The following is a 22,394-nucleotide window of genomic DNA, read 5'->3' as shown; positions in this document are numbered from 1 at the left end:
ATGACTGAACCTGTCGCGCACTCTGCCATCAGTGAATACCGTTTCATGGTCGAGAACCATCTCAAGATCATTTATCCCGAGTTGGACCATGCAGCGTTTGCCCAGGATCTAATCGACATCATGTGCCCGGACGGGCAATGTCAGACACCGGAAACGCATCAGAATCACTGGGACCAGCGGAACGTCGTCATGATCACTTACGGCGACAGTCTGCTGGCAGAAAACGAGCCTCCCTTGCAGACTCTGCTCCATTTCTCGGACAAATATCTCAGCAATACAATCAATGGCATTCATATTCTCCCCTTCTTTCCGTATAGCTCGGACGATGGTTTTTCGGTGATCGATTATCATCAGGTAAATCCCAGCCTCGGTGACTGGGAAGACATCAATGCCATCGCGGAGAAATTCGAGTTAATGTCGGACCTGGTCATCAATCATTGTTCGAGTCAGAGCGAATGGTTTCAACAGTTTAAGCGTGGCGAATTTCCTGGCAGGGACTTTTTCTTCTGCGCCAGTCCGGACGACGACCTGGCTGATGTCGTTCGCCCCCGCACTAATGAACTGCTGCAGCGCATCGATACGCCGGAAGGACCTCGATACGTCTGGTGCACCTTCAGTCACGATCAGATTGACCTGAACTTCGCAGAGCCCCTGCTACTCAAAGAAGTGGTGAAGATTGTCAAACTCTATCTGGATCATGGCGTGCAGATCTTTCGCCTCGATGCGATCGCGTTCATCTGGAAAGTCGCAGGAACCACCTGCCTCAGCCTGCCGGAAACCCATGAAATCGTCCGCCTGCTGAGAACCCTGATCCAGTTTGTCTCCCCCCAGGCCATGATTCTCACCGAAACCAATATTCCCAATCGCGAAAATCTGGCTTATTTCGGAAACTCGAACGAAGCCCATGCCATCTATAATTTCTCACTGCCCCCACTGCTGGTCAACGCCATGCTCTGTGGCAGCTGTCAGCATCTGAAGACCTGGATGATGAGTATGCCCCCTGCACTGCATGGTACGACTTATCTGAACTTCATCGCCTCTCACGATGGAATCGGCCTGCGACCGGCAGAAGGCCTGATGGACGATGAAGAGATCAACCAGATGGTCACCATGATGGAGCAGTTCGGCGGTCGCATTTCAATGCGCTCCCTTCCGGGAGGAGGCATGCGACCTTACGAGATCAACATCTCTCTGTTTGACGCCATGAAAGGCACACTCGACGGAGAAGATGAATGGCAGATCCCCCGCTTCCTCTGTGCGCATGCCATCATGATTGCACTGGAAGGCATTCCTGCCCTTTACATTCACAGCTTTCTGGGGACCCATAACGACCAGGAGGGCGTCGAACGCACGGGGCACAACCGCTCCATCAACCGGCACCGCTGGGACTATGAACAATTACAGGCGGTTCTGGCCGATGAAAATTTCTCACACGCCCATGTCTTCCAGGGACTCTGCCATCTACTTCAGGTTCGCAGACGTCAGCCCGCGTTCCATCCCAACGCGACCCAGTTCACTTTACATCTGGGGGATGCCGTCTTTGCTTTCTGGCGACAGAGTATGGATCGACAGCAGAGTATTTTCGCGCTGAACAATGTGTCAAATACCGAACAGATCCTGCCACTCTCAGAGATCAACCTGATCGGCACCGATTCCTGGATCGACTTGATCAGCGGCGAAATTTATTCCAACCTCAGAGCAGAACTGACTCTCAAACCTTACCAGGTGGTCTGGCTGACGAATCTGTTTGAGCGTGAGTAACTACTCCTGATTTCACACGGTGTTCGATTTATTCTGCCATTCTTTCAGGAACCGGATTCTGAAAACAGAGCTCATAACCATCGGGATCTTTCAGAAACAGCTGGTTCATTCCGTAGAAAGCGACTTTGGGCGGATCCAGTTCCAGCCCCTTGCCACGCAGTTCCTCATACATGGCATGTGCATCTTCACACAGAAAGAAGAAACCGATCCCTTTGCTCCGTTCCTCAGTGGTCCCGTCTTCATCCGGGCAAGCCAGTTGCAGCATCAGAGCCACGCCGTCCCGTTCCAGCCGGCACCAGGACAGTTTCCCCTCCGGTTCCCAGTTCAGCGTCATCTCGAAACCGAGTTGATCCCGATAAAAGGAGACGGAATGCGTGATATCTTCGACAAACAGCAGCGGTACCAGTTCCTGAATAGTATTCGAGCCTGACTGCATCAGCTTAACTCCTGCTTTGCTCTAAATGTTTCAGGACACCTCGTCGCGATGGACGGTATCGGGCGAAAAAGCGGGCGTGCAAACCGCGATATATTCGGCTCCTTCCGCGCCAGGTGTACTGTAACGAACCCACTCGCCGGGCTCCAGTACAATCCCCTGTCCTGCTTTCACTACAAAGACTCCCTCACGCGTCTCAACCTGCAGCGCGCCTTTCAAAACCACGGTCATTTCCCGAAAATCGGGTGTCTGAGCCGGTTCAACCCAGCCACCGGGAGAAACCATACGGGCGATGCTGATTGCGTCATCTCCCGTATTCACTCTCCCTACAAACTCTTCAATCTGCTTGGGCTTATTACCGGCGGCTTCTACAACGACGGGGCGTTCAATGAATTGAGACATGCTGATCCTTTCTGATGATCTTCATTAATGTGGCTACGAATCTTCGTTGAGGTACTAGGAATGCCGGTCCTGAATTTTTATCATGAGACCGAATCGATCCAGCATCTCTTTTCCTGTAACATTCGGGAGTTGAACACATGGTAGCAAGTCTGCTGATACCTGTCCTGTTATCTGCCGTTGCACTGTTTTTTGCCAGCTTTCTGTCCTGGATGGTCTTCCAGTTGCATCGATCAGACTGGATTAAGATCGAACAGGAAGACGAGTTCCTTGATGCGTTGCGTGGTCTGAACCTGCCCCGGGGCAGCTACATGTTCCCTGGCTGCAAAACTCCCGAAGAGATGAAAAGCGAATCCTACCAGCAGAAGTGGGAACAGGGGCCCCGTGGAATTATCACCCTGTTTGATAAAGTCAATATGGGTCGAAACCTGGGGCTGACGTTTCTTTACTTTCTCGTAATCAGCTTTGCGCTGGCCTGCCTCGCGACGCTGGTGCTCTCGCCGGGTGCAGAATTCGCAGTCGTCTTTCGCTTTTTCGCCCTGGCTGCGTTACTGACGTTTCTCTCTGCTATCGTGCAGCATGCGATCTGGTTCCACAATCGTATCACTGGACATATCATCGAATCGATTCTGTATGCGGTTATCGTCGGACTCATTTTCGGATTCTTCTGGCCGGCCGCATGAGATAGCCAACCTCATTTTTAATATTAACCTCAAAACCTTAAAGGATATTACATGACTGATTCACTCCCCCTCGCCGGACAGAAGTTTCTACTGTTCGTAGGAGCGGACTACGAAGACCTCGAACTCTGGTACCCGAAGCTCCGTCTCGAAGAAGCGGGCGCAGAGACAACCATGGCGGGACTGGAAGCCAATCAGACCTACCTGGGTAAGCATGGCTATCCGGCAGAATCGGAAGCCACCATTGAGAGCATTTCGTCCAGCGATTACCAGGGGGTGATCTGTGCCGGCGGCTGGATGCCCGATAAGCTCCGCCGCTATGAAAAGGTACTTTCACTCCTGCAGGAATTCCATGAAAGCGAAAAACTGATCGCAGCCATCTGCCACGGTGGCTGGATGCCGATCTCTGCTGGCATCTATCAGGGTGTCAAAGTCACCGGTTCTCCCGGAATCAAAGACGACCTCGTCAATGCCGGCGCTATCTGGGAAGACGCATCGGTTGTCGTGGACCGACACTTTGTCTGCAGTCGTCGCCCCGGTGACCTCCCTGATTTCTGTCGTGGTATCCTCGACGTCTTACTGTCGAAGTAAAGAGCCCCTTTCACAGACCGTCAGGGAAAGACGGTCTGTGCCCGTTTCTGAATCTCGGTATTATCTGACATTTTCAGCTGCTGCTGAACTGCGGCATCCACCAGTTTGGCAGTCAGCTCTTTTTTCTCCAGCGCCTGCAGTAGCATCAACGTGCGGGCCTCTGTTCTGACGAGAGCCTCGACCGCAAGTTTCTGATTCCGCGGAGTCAATTTCGGCAGCGCGGTGATCAGATCCTGAGCCGCTTCCGGGGTATTGATGTCGCCCAGCCCACTGACGGCTCCCATCTGCAATTCGGCCTGCTTCGCATCCATCAGGTAACGTTTCAACTGCTGCTGACATTTCTCGTAGTCGAGCATGGCCACCATGCGCAGTGCATCATAGCGGGTACCCGATTTGATTTTGGGATCATCGGCCATCTTGACTGCAGCATGCAGCGACTGCTTCCAACGAACTTCCAGCGGAGGAGTAGCTTTGAGAATGTTTTCGATTTTCGTTCGTGGCCAGTCGCCGGCGATGGTGATCCCGTTGATTACACCGCCGCCTATCACCACGGCCTGCCAGCACTCCAGCGACTGCCCGAAGTCCGGCAGTGAAGCAGCCAGCAACCGATGCAGTTCATCCGCCTGATTTCGTTTTCCGGCAGCAATCGCCTGTCTCCAGATATCGGGAATGTTGCGATATTCATCGGGGGTACCGACTTTAACATCCGCCACCAGAGACTTGATTCGGGCCACCGGATCGACTTCAGGTGCAGCCTGTTCTGCAGCACCGGGTGTAACGGATACCGCCTGATACTGATCGCTGGTAGCGGTGCTGGCCAGCGAGATTTCGGAAAGAAACAGCCAGCGACCCGCACTTTGAAAATCGATGCGTACGAACCGCCCCCGTTGTTTCGGGAACGTGATTTCGATCACGCGTCGATCAATTTCATACAGCCCCAGTCCATCCGGGTGGTTATCGAAATCCGAAAACTGTACCGGATTACCAAACTCACGCCCGTTGTTGCTGAAGGAAACCCGCACTGATCGCGGAGCATGAATTGATCCCGGTTCATGATTGACGCCATACACGATCCGCAATGACTGCAGAGGCATCTTTTTCCCCAGATCCAGTTCAATTCGCGGCTGCGGCTGCTCGCCAGCGAAGCGGAACCCGACCCATTGGCCGTCGTTGAATTTGGGAGTTCCGTTCATCCGATCGACCAGCTTCGGCTTCTGTGCATCATCGGGATAACTGGCATCCGGGGTCACCGCTCCCGCGTACTTGTAGCTCACGGGGGCACTGTGTTCCTGGAGATAGACAATTAGATCCGCCATTGCTGCGGGAGGAATTTCCCGTTCCAGTCCCTCGGGCATAAGTGACTTGCCTGAATTGATCAACTCGTCAATCTGGGCTCTCAGAATCGTCAGCACTTTTCCCTGCTGCGCTTTCAGCGTGATACTGTTGCTTTGCTCAGAAACCAGAATCCCCGTATTAAGTTTTCCATCTTCCGTTACCGCCAGATAGGAAGCATAACGACCATCGACAGCTTTATTCGGATCCAGAATCGAGGTCAGCAAAAATGACTTGGATTGATCCGTCAGCGCCGCCAGGTCAGGACCGACCACATGTCCTTTGCCATCCAGGCGATGACAGCTGGCACACTGCTTTTCAAAGACCTGCCGCCCTCGTTCCAGGTTTCCCTGTTTTAGATCAACCGACTGATACTGCTTCAGCACCTGTTCCCGACTGGCACTACTGGCCGCGGAAAACAGTTTCTGGGCATGCTTTTTAATCTTGGAATTCTTATGCTCGAGCAATCGCTGTTGATTCGTCAGATCAATCTGGGCCGGTTGCACCTGCTTCTGTTCAACCTGTTTCAGCAGTGCCTGAGTCGTCGATTCCCGCAGGAGTAACTGATTCAGAACTTCTGCCTGAATAGAAGGCGTGAACTGCTTCCAGTTTTCAAACACCAGTTCCAGAGCCTCTGGATTCTGGGTGGCGATCAGGTTTCTCAATGCAGCAATCTGCAGCTTCAATGGTGTCTGCGGAGAGAGCAGATCGGCAACAAATTCGAGGTCCTTCTGATTCTGTTTCAGGCTTAATACAAACTTCAGGGAGTTTACCCGTTCCTCCGGGGACTGATCGCCATCAGATACCAGCTCACGGGCACGCAGACTCAAAGCCGAGATCTGTTCCTGAAATGCATCCGAATGGCCCTGCTGTTTCACCTGAGGCGACTGCAGTAACTGAGCAAGCAGGTTCCATTCCCAACTCGGAATCTGCTGACTTTCGGCAGCATGCGCGGTCAGATGGACAGCCAGGTCATTCAACACCTTGGGGTGTTTCGAAGCGATTGCCATATCGGTCAGTGCATTGAGTACCGGCAGCATCTTCGGATTGGCTGTCACCTGAGGCAAAAGTGATGCGATTGCGGATGCCAGCCGGCTCGGTTCAAAACTCGTCAGTACTGCAGAGCGAATATAAACACTGTCGGCATGCTGCTGCATCAATTTTAATAACGCTGCCGTCGCGGCATCGCCTTTTAAATCACCAAGAGAGTAAGCCAGTTGCAGAATCACAGACGGATCCTGCTCCCGCTTCGCCTGTGCCAGTACCGCTTCAGCCAGCGGAGACGATTTATTCAAAAACGGTTCCGACAGTCGAATCGCTTCGCGGCGAACTCCCGGATGAGCATCGCTAATCCGCGGTTGTAACAATTCCGGATCAAGTCCCTGTAACGCATCCAGTGTGCACAATGCCTGCAGGCGTGAGGCAGGAAACTCGGCCTTTGCTGCGATCTGTTTCAAGACAGGAACAGCACTCTGATCTCCGCGTAAGCGAAGTTCCTGCTGCACCATATCACGCAGAGTACCATTCTTGCTTTCCATCAAACCTGCGACCTTCGCAGCACTGAGCTGCTTCAGATCCGGAATGGATTTAAGCTGTTGCCCCTTGCGTGTCACACGATAGATCCGCCCCCGTGTCTCCCCCGCGCGGACATTCAGTTTCTGTACGGACTCCGGGGAGAGAAATTTAGGATGCTCAATCAGATAACGGTACATGTCGACGATATACAGCGAGCCATCGGGAGCCGTTCGCATTTGAACGGGACGAAACCAGTTATCGGTCGATGTCAGAAATTCACGTCCCTGCTCTTCTTTCGCCCGGTAGCCGGCGAATGTCACTCCCTCAGGTTTCAAAACGCGACGATGCACCAGTTGATTTACTGGCTCACAGACAAACGCATTTTCATAAAAGGGATCGCCCAGTGCGACATCGCGATAGAGCCCCAGTCCACAGGCAGACGTCGGTCGGCCGCGTTGTCCACTGAGGTGAAACTGAACCAGTTCCCCGACCGGATACAACTGACTGGCGTCATCACCGCGGGGCACGGCCACTTCAGCCGGCGGTGAAACCACATACGGATTTTTACGATAGTAAGCTTCATCCACGGGATAATGCACACACAGACTGCCATTCCGACAACCAAACCAGTCTCCCCAGTCATCGCGGACACGCCCCTGCTGGGTTCGTCCACTGACCGGCTCCAGTTCTCCCGTCTCAGGATGAAAGCGAAAATCACGGTTGGTTACATTAACGGTCTGACCGTTGAACGATTTGATGATCCCGCCAAAAAGCCCCCCGGAAGCATAGACCCAGTTATCCAGGCCCGGTGCCAGACTGTTGACTCGTGCCTGATAGTTGTGGGTTGCAAAACCGGTGAGCACCTTGCGGTTGATGTCTGCTTTCCCGTCGCCATCAGTGTCTTCCGCATAAATCACATCGGGAGCAGTACAGACCAGCAGCCCGTTCTTCCAGACCATCAGCCCGGTGGGAAACGGCAGCCCCTCCAGAAACACAGTTGATTTATCGTAGGTCCCGTCCTGATCGAGGTCTTCCAGAAATTTGACCACACCCCCCGGTTTGAGATTGCCGTCCATCCCCTGTGGATAGTCTCGCATTTCTACCACCCACAGTTTTCCATCCGGTCCGAACTCCACTGCCACCGGATCGACTACCAGCGGCTCGGCGGCCACCACATCGACCTGCAGGTCATCTGCGTAATTCATCCGGGAAATCGATTCTTCCGGAGTCAGAGGTCGTTTCCCACCTGTTCGGCTGACATCTTCCGCAGGCTTATAGTCAGCGGGAATCTGAGCGGCCACAGTCTTGAGTATTTTCCCTTCCAGTCCCGGTGCAAACGGACCCGGCTTGTCATACCAGACCATCGCATTCCGCCCCTCGTAGCCTCCTTCTTGCAGGACGCGTTCGGACGGAATGTAACAGGGAACATCATTCGCATAAGAAGAGACCCAGACTTTCTCTCCATACTTACTCTTGATCGCCAGTGAGTAATCGACGACCACCTCTCCACCAAGAAACACCATTGCCAGGTCGTCGCCGAACACCCAGGATTTCACCGGATAGTCGATCTCGTCAATTAAAGCCTCGCCCTGTGCCAGTCGTTTCAGATTTTTCTGAGCGTGGTAGCCCGTGATCCCAGGCTTTTGTGCCAGCGATTTCCACTCTTCCTCTGTCGGCAGAGTCGCCAACGGGAGCTTCACTTCCTGGCTGTGTGTGGTCAGGCTGCCGGTAATCGGTGTCAGACTCGTCTTCAACCGCTGCTTGACACCATCGGCGAGTCCCCGCCCATTCACCCGGGCAGCTCCCTGATCGTCACCACGGACTTTGGGATTCTGATCGGCTCCACAACCAATGGCCACCATTGCCATGCACCCCGGGAAATCGGTTTCGATCCCTTCGACAGCACATCCGGCCCAGTCCCCCGACATGAATGGGACCGGTCCTAATGTAGTACAGTGACAGGCATAGCTCACCAGAATCGCGCGACGCTTATCCTCCGGACTTTTCACGACCAGAATCGGCACCTCGTAATCGACGGGCCCGGTAATCTGTCTGCGGTTTTTGGCGAAGGTGGCTGTTCCAGTTCCCCATTCCAGGTGGGCGGGACGGGAATCCTGAATCGCCTGCTTTGCAACCTCAGTCAGTTTCTCAGCCAACTCCTGAGTATAGCGGGCAATCACTGCCTGCTCCTCTTTGGTCAGATCTTTCGTGAACAGGTTCGGCAGTACGTCAGTTAGCATAGGGGCCGAATGGGTGTGTGTCGAACAGATCACAACGCCGGATGGCGTCATTTCATATTTATCTTTCAGATTCGCGACAACCTGTTTCGTCAACTCAGCGGGAACGCCACAGTTATCCACAGTGATCAGCACACGTGGCTTACCCTGTTGATCCTCAACAGCAACGGCGCGTGCCCATAAATGCTGTTCCACCTGATTGATCGGCTTCGATCCTCGAGCGGCATAACCACTTAAGGGGACCGGATACTCAGGAGTGATATCGACTTTGGCGATCCCCACTGAAAATGTTTTCGTTTTTTCAGCGTGACCGATTGAAAAAGAAATACTGAAGACCACTGCCGTCGTTAAGAGGCGAAAGGCGTGCATGAGCTGGGGTCCTGTTCTGGAAAACAGTCTGGATGACAAGCGCAGGTATTGATTTTGATTGAATCAATTCCAGTGATTCCAGGCTGTTCTCATTTTTTAAAAATCTTTATTATCGAATAATCACTTCAGTGTAACCTCGGCAGAGAGGCGTAATCAATCCAGTGATGCGTCATTCACTTTCAATTTTGCGACACCGGAATTCAGTAATGCAGAACCGTACCGCCCCCCAGGTGGCGATATTCATAGAAACATCAAAAACATTCGGCAGAGAAATTCTGCAGGGAATCTCGAGCTATTCACGCACCCATGGCCCCTGGTCAGTCTACATTGATGAATGGGGACCGGAGACGTCTTTACCCGACTGGCTGAATGGCTGGGAGGGAGATGGCATCATTGCCCGCGTCCGTTCCCGTCAGATGGCAGAGCGACTGTCAGCAGCCAATGTCCCCGTAGTCGACACTCTGCAGCAGATCCCCAACCTGGGTCTGCCCGGCGTTTACTCTGATGATACAGCTCTGGCCCGGATTGCATTCGAACATTTACAGGATCGGCATCTCAGAAATTTTGCCTTTGTGGGTGTTGAACGGGCCAACTGGTCTCTTCGTCGGCAACAGGCATTCGCTGAACAGGCAGCGCAACAGGGTGCCAGTTGTGAAATTTACTCCCCGCTTTCCCGCAGGAGATTCGTAGAAAGCTGGAACGGAGGACAAGAGGACCTGGGCGACTGGCTGGAATCGCTTCCCAAGCCTGTCGGCCTGATGGCCGCTCACGATCTGCGCGCGCTCTGTGTCCTGGATGCCTGTCGCCGGCGTAACATCGCGGTACCGGAACAGGTAGCTGTCGTGGGTGTTGACGACGACGATGTCTTCTGTGAGGCAGTCGATCCTCCGCTGACGAGTATCGCCCATCAGGCGAAAGCCGTTGGTTACCAGGCTGCAGCGCTGCTTGATCGCCTGATGAAAGGAGAACAGACCGCAGATTCAACTATCCTGGTTCCTCCCCGCCTGCTGATTCCCCGCCGCTCCACTGATACCATCGCCGTCGATGACCCCGCAATCGCAGCAGCACTCGAATTTATCAGGCACAATGCGTGTGGAAAAATCAGTGTTTCACTGATTGCCCGCCACGTCAATCTGGCACGGCGTTCTCTGGAACGTCGCTTTACCAGACTGGTGGGAAAAACGCCGCACCAGATCATCGCGGAAGAACGTCTCCGGCGCGCCAGACAATTGCTGATTGACACTGATTTCACGCTCGAACAGATTGCAGCCATGTCTGGATTCTCCAGTGCCGCCTACCTGAGTGTGATCATCAAACAGCATGAGGGCTGTACTCCGACTGAGTTTCGACTGAAGGCACAACACTAGAAGGAATCTGCTTCATCTCATCATTGCTTTAGAAGAATCAGGAATTTGATTAGAGAAATTCTAACTGGAATAAGATCAATGATAGTCGATAAGAGGCTATTGACGCCTCAAATACTTACCCATAAAATGGCCGGATTCCATCTCATACATCAGGGCTAAAAATGGCGCAAAGCAATCTGCAAGAAGAGCTAAAAAAGAAGCAACCTTTCGATTCCCTGGAACAGGCAGCCATTTTAAATATCCTGCGAACCAGCGATATTTTTCATAACCAGTTCGGTAAGCTGTTCCGGGAATTTGGCTTAACCCCTTCTCAGTATAATGTTTTACGCATTCTACGCGGAGAAGGTAAACCCATGCCTTCACTGGAAATTGCCAGTCGAATGGTACAGGTCGTTCCCGCCATCACCGGGTTACTGGATCGCCTGCAGGCTCAGGATCTGGTCAAACGCAAACGCTGCACGGAAGACCGGCGTGTGGTTTATATTGAAATCACACCGAAAGCACTCAAACTGCTCAAGCAGATTGATGAACCGGATCTCGAATTGCACCGCAAATTGATCGGTCATTTAAGTAAAAATGAACTGAATGAACTGTCCCGGCTTCTCGAAAAGGCACGGACCTCGCTGGTTCCCGCCAATTAGAATTCAATTGACCTGCTTTGCGGTTCGTATTGTAAAGCTGCCGTCACTTTCCAGGCAATGTCAAATCTCCTGACTTAACATTCGGGCCTGGTCAGATTTGTTCTCACATCTCGAAACGGTCCTCCCCCCCTAAACAATGTGGGAGTCAGGAGTTCCGTACTTGCTTAGCAAGCTATGCATAGCCGATGCCTGCACAAGTTTTGACTTTTTTGCCAATAATCTGAATTCTCTGAATCAGATCTCTTTTTTAAAGGTAGTAATATTAACAGGGGAAGGTATGCGCCAGTTCTGGCGATCATATTCAGAGATTTTTATGAACTCCAGATAATACTGGATTGTCTGATTACTACTGGATAATTTTATTCCATTCCTTAAGCAGTTTGAGTACATTGAATAATGTATCTCTAATACTTCAGCCTTCCTGAACTTAGTTGACTTCCTGCAATGACCAATCGATTGCAATCAGCGTTTAGCCTCTGATATTGCTGAGGTTGTAAGGTGATCGGTAAGGAACGCCATCAAATGAACTACGGCACTGAATGGCCTTCGACACATATCACGCTCCTGAATCGTGTCCGCCTGCATACGGATGCGGAGGCATGGCGGGAGTTTGTAAAAATCTACGGCCCCCTGATCTACAATTACTGCCGAAAAAAACGGCTGAATGACGCCGATGCCGAGGATGTTTGTCAGGAGGTCTTTCGCCAGATCAGCACATCCCTGAACTCATTCGAGTACAACAGAAAGCTGGGCCGTTTTCGATCGTGGCTGGGCACGGTCACTTACCATGAAATTTGCCGGTTCTGGAAAAAGAACCAGCGGGTTCAACACCAGACGGGAAAAAGTGAACTGGAAGAGTTCATTAACAAGCACCCCGGCGAAATTGATGGTGTCTGGTCTGATGAATTCTGCAGCCATATCTATGAAACCGCATTGCAGACGATTCGCCCGCAATTTGACGAGAAAACCTGGCGTGCTTTTGAACTCACCTGGATTCAGGATTCCCCTACCAAAGCAGCAGCGGTAGAATTGGATGTTGATTCGAACTGGATTTATAAAGCCAAATTCCTGGTTCAACAGAAACTGAAAGAGGAAATCAAACGTCTTTCCTTTGATAGCGTCGTATTCCAGAAGTAAGCAGATCTTGAGTTCTTCATGGAAAATTGCCTCTCGGATAATCAAATCCACCAATACCTGGTACATGACCTGAATGGCGAAGATTTACAGCGCTATTCTGAGCACCTCAACGAGTGTGGCAGTTGCCAGAAACGAATTGAGATCCAGTCAGAAGACGATGAGCTCAAAGTCTGGCATAACTGTCATCGACAACAGACCCAGGATGAGCCCGCAGAGAAACACGCATTTACCGACGAACGGATAGACAAACTTTTTCGCTCTACATTTTCTTCCATTCATCAATCGGGAAGTGGCAGCAACAAGGCATCGGACCAGCCGGCTGCCAATGCGACATCGACATTACCCCTGCCGGATGAAACCCCCATCAGAACCATTGGGAATTACAATCTCATTGAACAGATTGGGAAAGGAGGCATGGGAGCCGTCTACCGTGCGTCACATTCCCATCTCAAAAAACAGGTCGTTGTAAAACTGATCCTGAATAATCGCGTCGATGACGAGACCCAGGTTCAACGATTTTACCGGGAAATGGAAGTGATCGGCAGCCTGGACCACGCCAATATTGTCAAAGCTACCGATGCGGGAGAGATCGACGGGACCTGCTTTCTGGTGATGGAGTACCTGGACGGCCACGATGTTAAATCCATCCTGAATGCGGAAAAAAAGATCCCTCTCTCATCCGCCTGTTACATCCTGAGGCAGGTGGCAAATGGTCTGCAGTACATCCACAACCATCAACTGATCCACAGAGATATCAAGCCCTCCAATCTGTTTCTGACCTCCGACGGTCAGGTTAAGATTCTTGACCTCGGACTGGCCGGACTGAAGCAGGGGGAATGCAGCGATCTGACCGACAGCAACTGCATCATGGGCAGTGTCTATTACATGGCCCCGGAGCAGGCACAAAACGTCAAAAATATTGACCAGCGTGCAGACATTTACAGCCTGGGCTGCGCTTTCTATCAGATGCTTACTGGCCGGCCCCCGTTCAAGAAGACATCACAACTCGAAACGATTATTGCTCATCGCGAGACCCCACCACCACATCTGCGAGTTCCCATTCCGAACATACCCCCTGAAATTGAAGATCTTTTTCAGTCCATGATGAAAAAAGATCCGGAAGAGCGGATTCAGACAATGGCAGAAGTTGTGGAGATCCTCGATCACTTTCTGTATCAGCGATCGGAGCTACCACTCAGCGAATCCTCGGAAACCCGGTTCACAGAGTCTCAGGAACTGAAACAATTATGCACAAATGCAAGGCTCTCCCCTGCAATCGAAGCACTGCAGCAAACGGCAACCACTCAATACAGACAGTTGGGAGAATCCGCACCTGTTCGAAAGAGAATGGCTAGTTCATCCATTTTCATCGCCTGTGCACTGGGAGTGGCTGGTGCACTGATCTGGCTCAATAAACCCGAAGTCCCCCCCACAACGGCGGACAACCAGACTCCCCAAACTGCCGGTATCGCTCCAGTGCTTCTACCTGCGATTAATGCGGAACTGGAAAGAAAAGCTGCAGTCTGGTTCCTGAATCATCGCTGCGAGCTTTGGATCTCAGGTGAAAACAGCCCCATCAATCAGATTGAGTCGCTCCCCAATCGCGATTTTTCAATCATACGAATTGATTTCAAACCCCAGTCGATCACTCCCGAACTGCTGGCTCCCCTCAAAGGTCTCTCTAGACTGGAAGAGCTAAACTTGTTCAATTGCCGGATCACTGCCGGATCGCTGCAGCCACTGGAAGGTATGCTCTCTCTAATGAAACTGGACCTGCATAGCACAGGAATTACGGATGCTGATCTGGCAGTTGTCAGCAGCCTGAAAAATCTTACCAATCTCTCAATTCACAAAAACCCCAAATTGACAGACCAGGGTGTGCAGCATCTCGGCGATCTCCATAATCTGTTATCGGTCAACCTGGCTCGCCTGAACGTTTCCGATGAAGGCCTGCAGTTTCTTAAAACCAATCCCGCTCTGAACTGGTTGAACCTGGAAGACACCAACACTTCTGACGCCTCGGTACCTGCACTCAAACAACTGCACAGCATGGATAAGCTTCACCTGAAACAGTCGAAGGTCACGGAAGCTGGTTTTCAGGAAATAAAAGACAGTTTGCATAATGCGACTGTCCTTTCATACTAAACTTCCATCTCTGAAACCACCTTGTTCAGCTGTAAACTCCTTGCAGCACCACCTTATACAAGATCACCATCTGGCCTTTTAAACCGGAATCTTTATCTTGACCCTCCGGTCCCCTTCTGAATACTTCAATCTGGTTTGTGTATTCAGATTCTTATTCAAAAGGGCTAAATCAATGGTAGGTAATGCAGTCTGGCCAAAATCTGCGCGCGTGGAACAATTGGAAAATCAGACAAAATTCCAGGCAAATCCGGAACAGAGTCTGGTCAGTATCGTAATCGCAGCGCGGAACAATGGACCATTTCTGGCAGAAGCAATCGAGTCTGCATTGAATCAAAGTGTGGAATGTGAAGTCATCTATGTTGACGACTGCAGTTTTGATAACTCCCTCAAAATTGCCAGTCGATACCAGGATCAGGGGCTGAAGGTGATTCGCTCGCAGTTTCACCGAGGAGTTTGTGACGCACGGAATCGCGGAGCCTCATTTGCTAAAGGTGATTACCTGTTGTTCCTGGATGGTGATGACGTTCTGCAGACAGACTATGTCCAGAAGCATCTGGACACCATTACTCCCCAAACTCCCTTCGTATACGGTTCGGCCGAAGCGTTTGGCAATTTTTCAACATTCTGGGATGCTCCGGAATGGGACGAAGGACGTCTGTGGTTACGAAATTTTGTGAACACCTCTGCTTTATGGAATCGCCACGCGTTCGAAACCGCAGGCGGCTGGCGCAATAAAATCAACACCATGTGGGACTGGGACCTGGCCCTCCGCGGTGCTCGCCTGGGTACACCAGCGAAAAGTCAGGCTGTGCTGCTCTACCGCCAACACCCCGGATCCTGGTCTGCCAACATTCAAACCAAAAAAGAGGAACGCCAGGAATCGATGCTCCCCCGCATGAGACAGATCTGCACCCGACTCAGTGTCGGGTCGATCATCAGCGGGCGTCTGGTCGACTACTTTCCCCAGTGGATATCGGCGGTTTCCCAGGCAGTCAAACTGATCAACACACAGGAGCCGGTTGAACTGGTTCTCCTGGACAACTCCAACGACCCGCGAACACTCGAACAAATCAGAAGAGAAGCCTACCGCTATCTCAATATTTTTGAATCAATCAGAGTCGTACCACACCCTGTTAAATATCACTACACAACTGAACGGGACAGAAGAAACAAAGTGGCCCAGTTCATGGCCCATGCCTGCAATCGACTCAAAGCAGAAATGCAAGGCGAGATCCACTGGATCATAGAAGACGACATTCTGGTCCCGCTCGAAGCTGGAAAAGAGCTATCGGAAAACCTGATGACAGGCTGGATTCCGCCGAATGCAGTCTCAGGCTGCTACCGCAGTCGGCATGTCGAGTCACAGTTTGTCGGCGGTTATTTTGATGAAGAACATATCGTCAAAGCTTTTAAAGAACTGGGCGACAAAATCACGTCGGTCGACTATTGTGGTACAGGTTGCCTGATGTACTGGAAAGATCGCACGCCTAAATACTGGCGTAGCCACTACCGAGATTCTCCTGCCCATGACTGGGCCTGGTGCGCGCAGCTCAAGCGTGAAAATGGTGAAATATTGATGCTCCCCTCAGTGCACTGCGGACATGTTCAGACGCCGGAGAATATTCTCTATTGAGCGTTCTCTAAAACGGCTGGGGAAGTGTAAGCGTCACGAAATAGAAAAACACGAGCTCACAACACAAGATAGGAAGCAGGCACTAGTCCCCTACAATGTGTGCTTAGTAAGCAAGTGAGCCCGTGTCTTTCGTGATTAGTTCATTTTGTTTTCACAAAAATGAATAACACCCTCTACAGTCATATAGGAATGTAACCGGACAATCTTCCTGAAAATGATCAGAAAATTGGAAGGTTTTTCTGAAATAAGCAGAAAACTGTTCTTACGAACCCTACAAGTTTATTTGAACACAAACCGCTCCTATCTGTCAATAACGAATCAAATACCCTCTGGGATCAATAATTTTCCCAACGTAAATACAATAATATAAACACTTTTCTCAACTTCCGTCATAGTGTCTAAATTTATAGACATCGACTCTCGCCTGGGTTGCGATTCTCTAATCTGACCTGATTTGTCATTCACGCACGACCAAAATATACATATTGCCATATATATTTTTATTTACACATTCCAACATTGAATTCTTTGAAAGTGAATTACGTACCAGCTTTTTATTTGACAATATATTGTTAACAATTTACAAAAGACAACCTGTGATGCGGTGCATTTTAGATGCAGATCACTGCCAACAAGCTCTGCTCTCAAGAGTCATAGCCCAGACTAGAACCTCTGTTTCGGTTAACAGGTATAATATATGAATGATTTACAGTTAGTCAGAGGTCTCGGCGAGCAGATCGTTGAGCGACTCAGAGAAGACATCTTTTCTGGTAGAATCGCGGAGGGGGAACGACTGCGGGAAACCGAACTCGCCAGACGGTTTTCAGTCAGTCGCGGTCCGATTCGTGAAGCCATTCAACAGTTAACCTGGGAAGGTGTTCTGGAAACGGACCGCAACAGGGGAGCGATGGTGGCAACGTCTGCCCCTGATGAAATTACCGAACTCATTATTCCGCTCCGCTGCACGATCGAAAAATATGCCGTCCGACTGTTCTTTGATCAGCTCACAGCGGAAGATTTTCAGGTCTGGGAAAACATCCTGCTAAAGATGAAGCAGGCATGTGAAGCCCGCGACTTCGCCCTGATTTCTGAGCATGACATCGCCTTTCATCGCTCCCTGGTAACACGTTCCCACTCACCGGACCTGCTAGCAATCTGGTCTGCCATCGTTTCACGCGTCAGACGACATTTTCGCGAAGCACATTTGAACTACAAGAACCCATTACAGATATACGAGGAACATCTACCGATCATCGAAGCGTTCAAAAACCAGAGCCTGACAGAGGCGCTGCAAATCATCGAAAATCATATTGAGTAGATCAAATGAATTACATGATGAAACAATCTCCGAAATCGCCGCACTTCATACTGTTAATCTGCCTGACTCTGCTAAATGCCTTTGCGAACGAAAGTCATGCAGAATCGGAGAAACAGCAACTGGTGGAGCGAGTTCGTTTTTTTGAAGAACACGTACGGCCCCTGCTCCTCAAACATTGCATCGATTGCCACGGCCCCAAAAAACAATTTGCAGAACTCCGCCTCGATTCGCATGATCATCTGCTCAAAGGAGGGGAAAGTGGTCCGGCAATCGTCGTAAATCAACCTGAAGACAGCCTGCTGATTTCTGCCGTCAAACGAGAATCGCTGGAGATGCCCCCCGATCAAACTCTTTCTCCTGATGAAATCAAAGTTCTCACAACGTGGATTGAACAGGGAGCCGTCTGGCCTGATTCCGCCAGGCTGGCAGACACGAAATCAGTCGATTTCTCTCAGCACTGGTCCTTTCAACCCATTCAGAATCCGTCGCGACCTGCCGTCAAAAATACCAGCTGGCCTCAGAACGACATCGATTATTTCATCCTCGCCCGGCTCGAAGCTGAACAGCTCTCCCCCTCTCCTCCGGCCTCTCCCGCTACACTTCTCAGACGTATGCACTGGGATCTGACTGGTCTGCTTCCCACTTACAGTGAGATCGAAACCTTTACCAACTCCTTCAGTCCCACTGTATTACAAACTAGAGTCGACAAATTACTGGTCTCCCCCCACTACGGCGAGCGCTGGGGCAGGCACTGGCTCGACCTCGCCCGCTATGCAGACACCAAAGGTTACGTCTTTTTTGAAAAGCCCACCTTTCACAATGCATTCACCTACCGTGACTATGTCATCGACAGCTTCAATCAGGATAAGCCGTTCAACCAGTTTGTTCTCGAACAACTGGCGGCAGACTATCTGACCGATGAGCTGCCCCACGAAACATTAGCGGCCCTCGGTTTCATCACCGTCGGTCCCCGCTTCAAAAATGATACCCACGATATTATTTCGGACCGCATCGACGTCGTCACCCGCGGATTTCTCGGGTTAACCGTTGGCTGCGCCCGCTGTCATGACCATAAATATGATCCGATCAGCATTGAAGACTACTACTCGCTGTATGGCGTCTTTCTGAATTCACTGCAGCCCATCGATCTCCCCTTCCGCGATCAGGATTCGCTGTCGCCTCAACTGGCCGAACAGGCGCAGAAGATTCAGCAGACAGCTCAGGAACTGAATCAGCTCTATCAGCAGAAACATCAGAAAGTTCTCGAGGACACGCATCAGCGACTTGCCGAATATCTGACCGTGGCCCAGTCCCAGAGAAACGGTCCGGACACCGTCAAATTTGATGTGATCGTCGACGGCGATGACCTCAATCCCGAAGTCCTGCTGCTCTGGCAGGAATTCCTGGACCTTTCCGAGAAAAATGAGGATCCCGTATTCTCGCTCTGGCATAAACTCGCAAAACTTCCTGCCGCCAACTTTCAGCCTCAAGCCCTCAAGTTGCTGCAGCACTCAGTCCAGAACCAGAAAACGAGCCCAACGGAACACCTGATCGCAGACCATTTGCTGAAACAGCATCCGCAGACATTCGATGACGTCATTCGCGGCTATGCAAGTCTGTTCAAACAGATTGACCAGGCATGGGACACGCGAATCCTGACGGCTGCCAGACCAGGGCAACAGAAAACCTCCCAGCCGTTTGCTGAAGCTAAAACAGACGTTTTGAATGCCTTTTACAGCCCGCACTCCCCGCTGGTCATGCCCCTGCATGGCTACACGGTACTGCGACTCTTCCCGGATCGAAAACAACAGCAGAAAGTCAAAGAACTGAACGACGCTCTCGATCAGGCCCGCGCTGCAGCGCCCGCGGAACTGGCTCAGATGCTCGCACTCCAGGATGCGAAACAGATCATCGAACCCCGTGTCTTCAGACGCGGCAACCCCGGCATGCCGGCCCAGGCAATTCCCCGCCGTTATCTGCACTTCTTTGATCAGGTCTCAGCAGAGCCGTTTACCCAAGGCAGCGGGAGACTTGAACTGGCACAGGCTATCATTTCGCCTGAGAATCCATTGACTGCCCGCGTGATCGTCAATCGTGTCTGGCAACATCATTTCGGACAGGGGCTCGTCTCCACTCCCAGTGATTTCGGGCTCCAGGGCGCTAAACCCAGCCACCCCGAACTGCTAGATCACCTGGCCTGGTGGTTCATGCAGCACGACTGGTCTATCAAACAACTCCACCGCTATATCATGTCCTCTGCAACGTATCAGCAGCAGAGCCGCTCCAACGTTGCCGGCGAGAAGCAAGATCCCGCCAACAAACTTCTCTGGCGCATGAATCGCAGACGCCAGGATTTCGAAACGATGCGTGATACCCTGTTGCAGGTCAGCCACCAGCTCAATCTGACTGTGGGAGGCAAATCTGTCCGAGGCATCGCAGCCACTGCCAACAAACGCAGAACCTTATACACGTTTATTGATCGTCAGAACGTTCCGGGGCTGCTCCGTACCTTTGACTTCCCTTCGCCGGATGTCAGCAGCGGTGCCCGGAATTCCACCTCGGTTCCCGGGCAGTCTCTGTTCCTCATGAACCATCCCCTCGTATTGAATGCCGCCCGCATTCTGGGAGAACAGGCACACAAGTCACCAGATTCCCAGGCAGGCATCCGGAAGCTGTTTCAGTCAATCCTGCAGCGCGAGCCGACTCCCCATGAATTACAGGCAATGAAGCAATTCCTGGAATCAGACCAGGTCGAATCTCCGCCGGCACCTGTAATCGCAGAATGGGAATATGGCTACGGAGCCTACGACGAAAAAACAGAGACCTTATCCGGTTTCAAGCCACTACCCTTTTGGAACGGAAAACAGTATCAGGGTGGAAACAAGCTCCCCGATCCCAAAATCGGCTGGGTCTTCCTCGACAACACCGGAGGCCACCCCGGGAATGACATGCAGCATGTCGCCGTCATCCGCTGGCGGGCTCCCGAAACGATGACCGTCTCCCTGCACGGTAAACTGGCCCATGAACTCCCTCAGGGAAATGGAGTCCGGGGTCGCGTGCTCATCGCGGGCAAGAAAGTCCTCGGTCCCTGGACACTCCACCAGAAATCGGTCGACACCAACCTTGAGAAGATCCAGCTCAAACAAGGCCAGACCATAGATTTCGTGGTCGACATCGCCGGACAGCTCGGCTTCGACTCCTTTGTCTGGTCTCCCGAGATCAAAACACAATCACTGGCGCTCACGGCTACCTCCGGTGAAAAAACAGAGCAGACACCAGCACGCCAGTGGAACTATTCCCGGGATTTCAGAAAACCGAAACCGGTCCGGATTCCCCCCTGGCAAAGCCTGGCACAAATTCTTCTGTTATCCAATGAATTCCAGTTTATCGATTAAAGCAGTACGATCATGCATCAGTTCAGCCACAACCCGTTTCTGACACGACGCGAAATGCTGACCCGCTCCGGCATGGGGATGGGCATGCTCGCTCTGGCAGGTCTGACCTCACAGGAAAACCTGCAGGCAGCAAAACAGACCGCCTCCGTCACGCGTCACCATCCCGCCCGGGCCAAACAGGTCGTGCATCTGTTTATGAACGGCGGCCCCTCACACGTCGATACCTTCGACCCCAAACCGCTGCTGAAGAAATTTCACGGCAAGCCACTGCCCAACCCCAATCTACCCACGGAACGCAAAACCGCCGGCGCACTGGGTTCTCCCTTCCAGTTTCATAAATTTGGTGAATCCGGCATCGAAGTCAGTGAACTGTTCCAGAAAACAGCTGCCCACATCGACGACATGTGCGTCATCCGTTCCATGCACTCTGATATTCCCAATCATGAGCCTTCACTGTTACTCATGAACTGTGGCGACAACGCCCTGCCCCGTCCCAGTTTTGGCTCCTGGGTCAATTACGGTCTGGGAACACTCAATGAAAACCTGCCCGGCTTCGTCGTGCTTTGCCCCAACGGCTTTCCCGTCGTCGGCCCCAAAAACTGGCGATCCGCTTTTCTGCCGGGCTCATTCCAGGGAACTCATCTGGACACCAAAGAGACCGACGTCACCCGCCTCATTGAAAACATCAATAACCCACAGACACCGGAACGCCAGCGACGTCAGCTCGATCTGCTGCAGCAGTTCAATCAGAGACACCTCGCACAACGCGGACATGATCCCCTGCTCGAAGCCCGCATCCAATCCTTCGAACTCGCTTATCGCATGCAGTTCGCTGCTTCGGATGTGCTTGACCTCTCCAAAGAACCGAAACACATTCACGAAATGTACGGCGACGGTCTTCAGGGCCGTCAGTTGCTGATGACACGCCGCCTGCTCGAACAGGGAGTCCGTTTTATCCAGGTCTGGCACAGTGGCGGACAGGAATGGGATCATCACAGTGGAATCGAAAAGAATCTGAAACGCCTCTGCGGACAGTGGGATAAGCCCATCGCCGCATTCCTGCAGGATCTCAAGCAGCGGGGCATGCTCGATTCTACACTTGTCCTCTGGGGAGGCGAATTCGGCCGTACCCCGGTCGCGGAACTCCCCGCGATGAATGGACGCGATCACAATCACTACGGCTTCAGCATGTGGATGGCCGGCGGTGGCGTGCGAGGAGGCTACGTGCATGGTGCTACCGATGAAACCGGCTTCGCGGCCGCTGAAAACAAGGTTCACGTGCACGACCTGCACGCTACCATGCTGCACCTGCTCGGCATCGATCATGAACGGCTCACTTACCGCTATGCGGGACGCGACTTCCGTCTTACCGACGTTCACGGCCGTGTGGTCAAAGAGATTATCTCATAACACAATCAATCATTTCAGGAATCATTCTCCT

At 51.8% G+C, this 22,394-nt stretch carries 14 protein-coding genes; 11 read left to right on the top strand and 3 right to left on the bottom strand.

Going from position 1 to position 22,394, the window contains the following annotated elements:
• A complete protein-coding gene (locus tag RID21_RS04380; RefSeq protein WP_350187345.1) occupies positions 1-1,761 on the top strand; it encodes a sugar phosphorylase in 1,761 nt (586 codons plus the stop codon).
• Positions 1,762-1,789: 28 nt separating this feature from the next.
• Here the strand turns inward: RID21_RS04380 and RID21_RS04375 are convergent, their stop codons facing one another.
• Together RID21_RS04375 and RID21_RS04370 are read right to left on the bottom strand one after the other, a co-directional pair.
• The gene (locus RID21_RS04375) at positions 1,790-2,197 is read right to left on the bottom strand and encodes a VOC family protein (RefSeq protein ID WP_350187344.1); all 408 of its coding nucleotides are present in this window, start codon (positions 2,195-2,197) and stop codon (positions 1,790-1,792) included.
• A gap of 30 nt (positions 2,198-2,227) precedes the next feature.
• Positions 2,228-2,596 carry a cupin domain-containing protein gene (locus RID21_RS04370; RefSeq protein WP_350187343.1) on the bottom strand — a complete coding sequence of 123 codons (369 nt, stop codon included), beginning with the start codon at positions 2,594-2,596 and terminating at the stop codon, positions 2,228-2,230.
• Between the two features lie 137 nt (positions 2,597-2,733).
• On the opposite strand from RID21_RS04370, the gene RID21_RS04365 reads away from it, so the two are divergent.
• Positions 2,734-3,276, top strand: a complete 543-nt coding sequence (locus tag RID21_RS04365; protein WP_350187342.1) for a hypothetical protein — start codon at positions 2,734-2,736, stop codon at positions 3,274-3,276.
• Positions 3,277-3,327: 51 nt separating this feature from the next.
• Positions 3,328-3,864, top strand: coding sequence for a type 1 glutamine amidotransferase domain-containing protein (locus tag RID21_RS04360; protein ID WP_350187341.1), 537 nt, complete (start codon positions 3,328-3,330; stop codon positions 3,862-3,864).
• A gap of 20 nt (positions 3,865-3,884) precedes the next feature.
• Here the strand turns inward: RID21_RS04360 and RID21_RS04355 are convergent, their stop codons facing one another.
• On the bottom strand, positions 3,885-9,317 hold the full coding sequence (locus RID21_RS04355; protein WP_350187340.1) for a neutral/alkaline non-lysosomal ceramidase N-terminal domain-containing protein: 5,433 nt from the start codon (positions 9,315-9,317) through the stop codon (positions 3,885-3,887).
• Positions 9,318-9,523: 206 nt separating this feature from the next.
• On the opposite strand from RID21_RS04355, the gene RID21_RS04350 reads away from it, so the two are divergent.
• The 8 genes from RID21_RS04350 (at position 9,524) to RID21_RS04315 (ending at position 22,363) form a co-directional block, all read left to right on the top strand.
• Positions 9,524-10,684, top strand: coding sequence for an AraC family transcriptional regulator (locus RID21_RS04350; RefSeq protein WP_350187339.1), 1,161 nt, complete (start codon positions 9,524-9,526; stop codon positions 10,682-10,684).
• 161 nt (positions 10,685-10,845) lie between these two features.
• Positions 10,846-11,325, top strand: a complete 480-nt coding sequence (locus RID21_RS04345) for a MarR family winged helix-turn-helix transcriptional regulator (protein ID WP_145181450.1) — start codon at positions 10,846-10,848, stop codon at positions 11,323-11,325.
• Between the two features lie 522 nt (positions 11,326-11,847).
• Positions 11,848-12,462, top strand: coding sequence for an RNA polymerase sigma factor (locus RID21_RS04340; protein WP_350187338.1), 615 nt, complete (start codon positions 11,848-11,850; stop codon positions 12,460-12,462).
• Positions 12,463-12,480: 18 nt separating this feature from the next.
• Positions 12,481-14,607 (top strand): protein kinase domain-containing protein, encoded by a 2,127-nt coding sequence (locus RID21_RS04335; RefSeq protein WP_350187337.1) that lies wholly within the window; start codon positions 12,481-12,483, stop codon positions 14,605-14,607.
• A gap of 208 nt (positions 14,608-14,815) precedes the next feature.
• Entirely contained in the window at positions 14,816-16,240 is a 1,425-nt protein-coding gene (locus tag RID21_RS04330) for a glycosyltransferase family 2 protein (protein WP_350187336.1), read from the top strand.
• A 697-nt stretch (positions 16,241-16,937) separates the two neighbouring features.
• Positions 16,938-17,558: a GntR family transcriptional regulator gene (locus RID21_RS04325; RefSeq protein ID WP_145181446.1), complete on the top strand. Its 621-nt coding sequence runs from the start codon at positions 16,938-16,940 to the stop codon at positions 17,556-17,558.
• Positions 17,559-17,575: 17 nt separating this feature from the next.
• Complete coding sequence (locus RID21_RS04320) at positions 17,576-20,953, top strand: PSD1 and planctomycete cytochrome C domain-containing protein (RefSeq protein ID WP_350187335.1); 3,378 nt, start codon at positions 17,576-17,578, stop codon at positions 20,951-20,953.
• A gap of 12 nt (positions 20,954-20,965) precedes the next feature.
• On the top strand, positions 20,966-22,363 hold the full coding sequence (locus RID21_RS04315) for a DUF1501 domain-containing protein (protein ID WP_350187334.1): 1,398 nt from the start codon (positions 20,966-20,968) through the stop codon (positions 22,361-22,363).
• The last annotated feature ends 31 nt before the right edge of the window (positions 22,364-22,394 follow it).

The sequence above is a fragment of the Gimesia sp. genome, from assembly GCF_040219335.1.
Lineage (GTDB): Bacteria > Planctomycetota > Planctomycetia > Planctomycetales > Planctomycetaceae > Gimesia.
The sequence above is the reverse complement of the archived record's forward strand: the minus strand, read 5'-3'. Positions and strand labels throughout refer to the sequence as shown.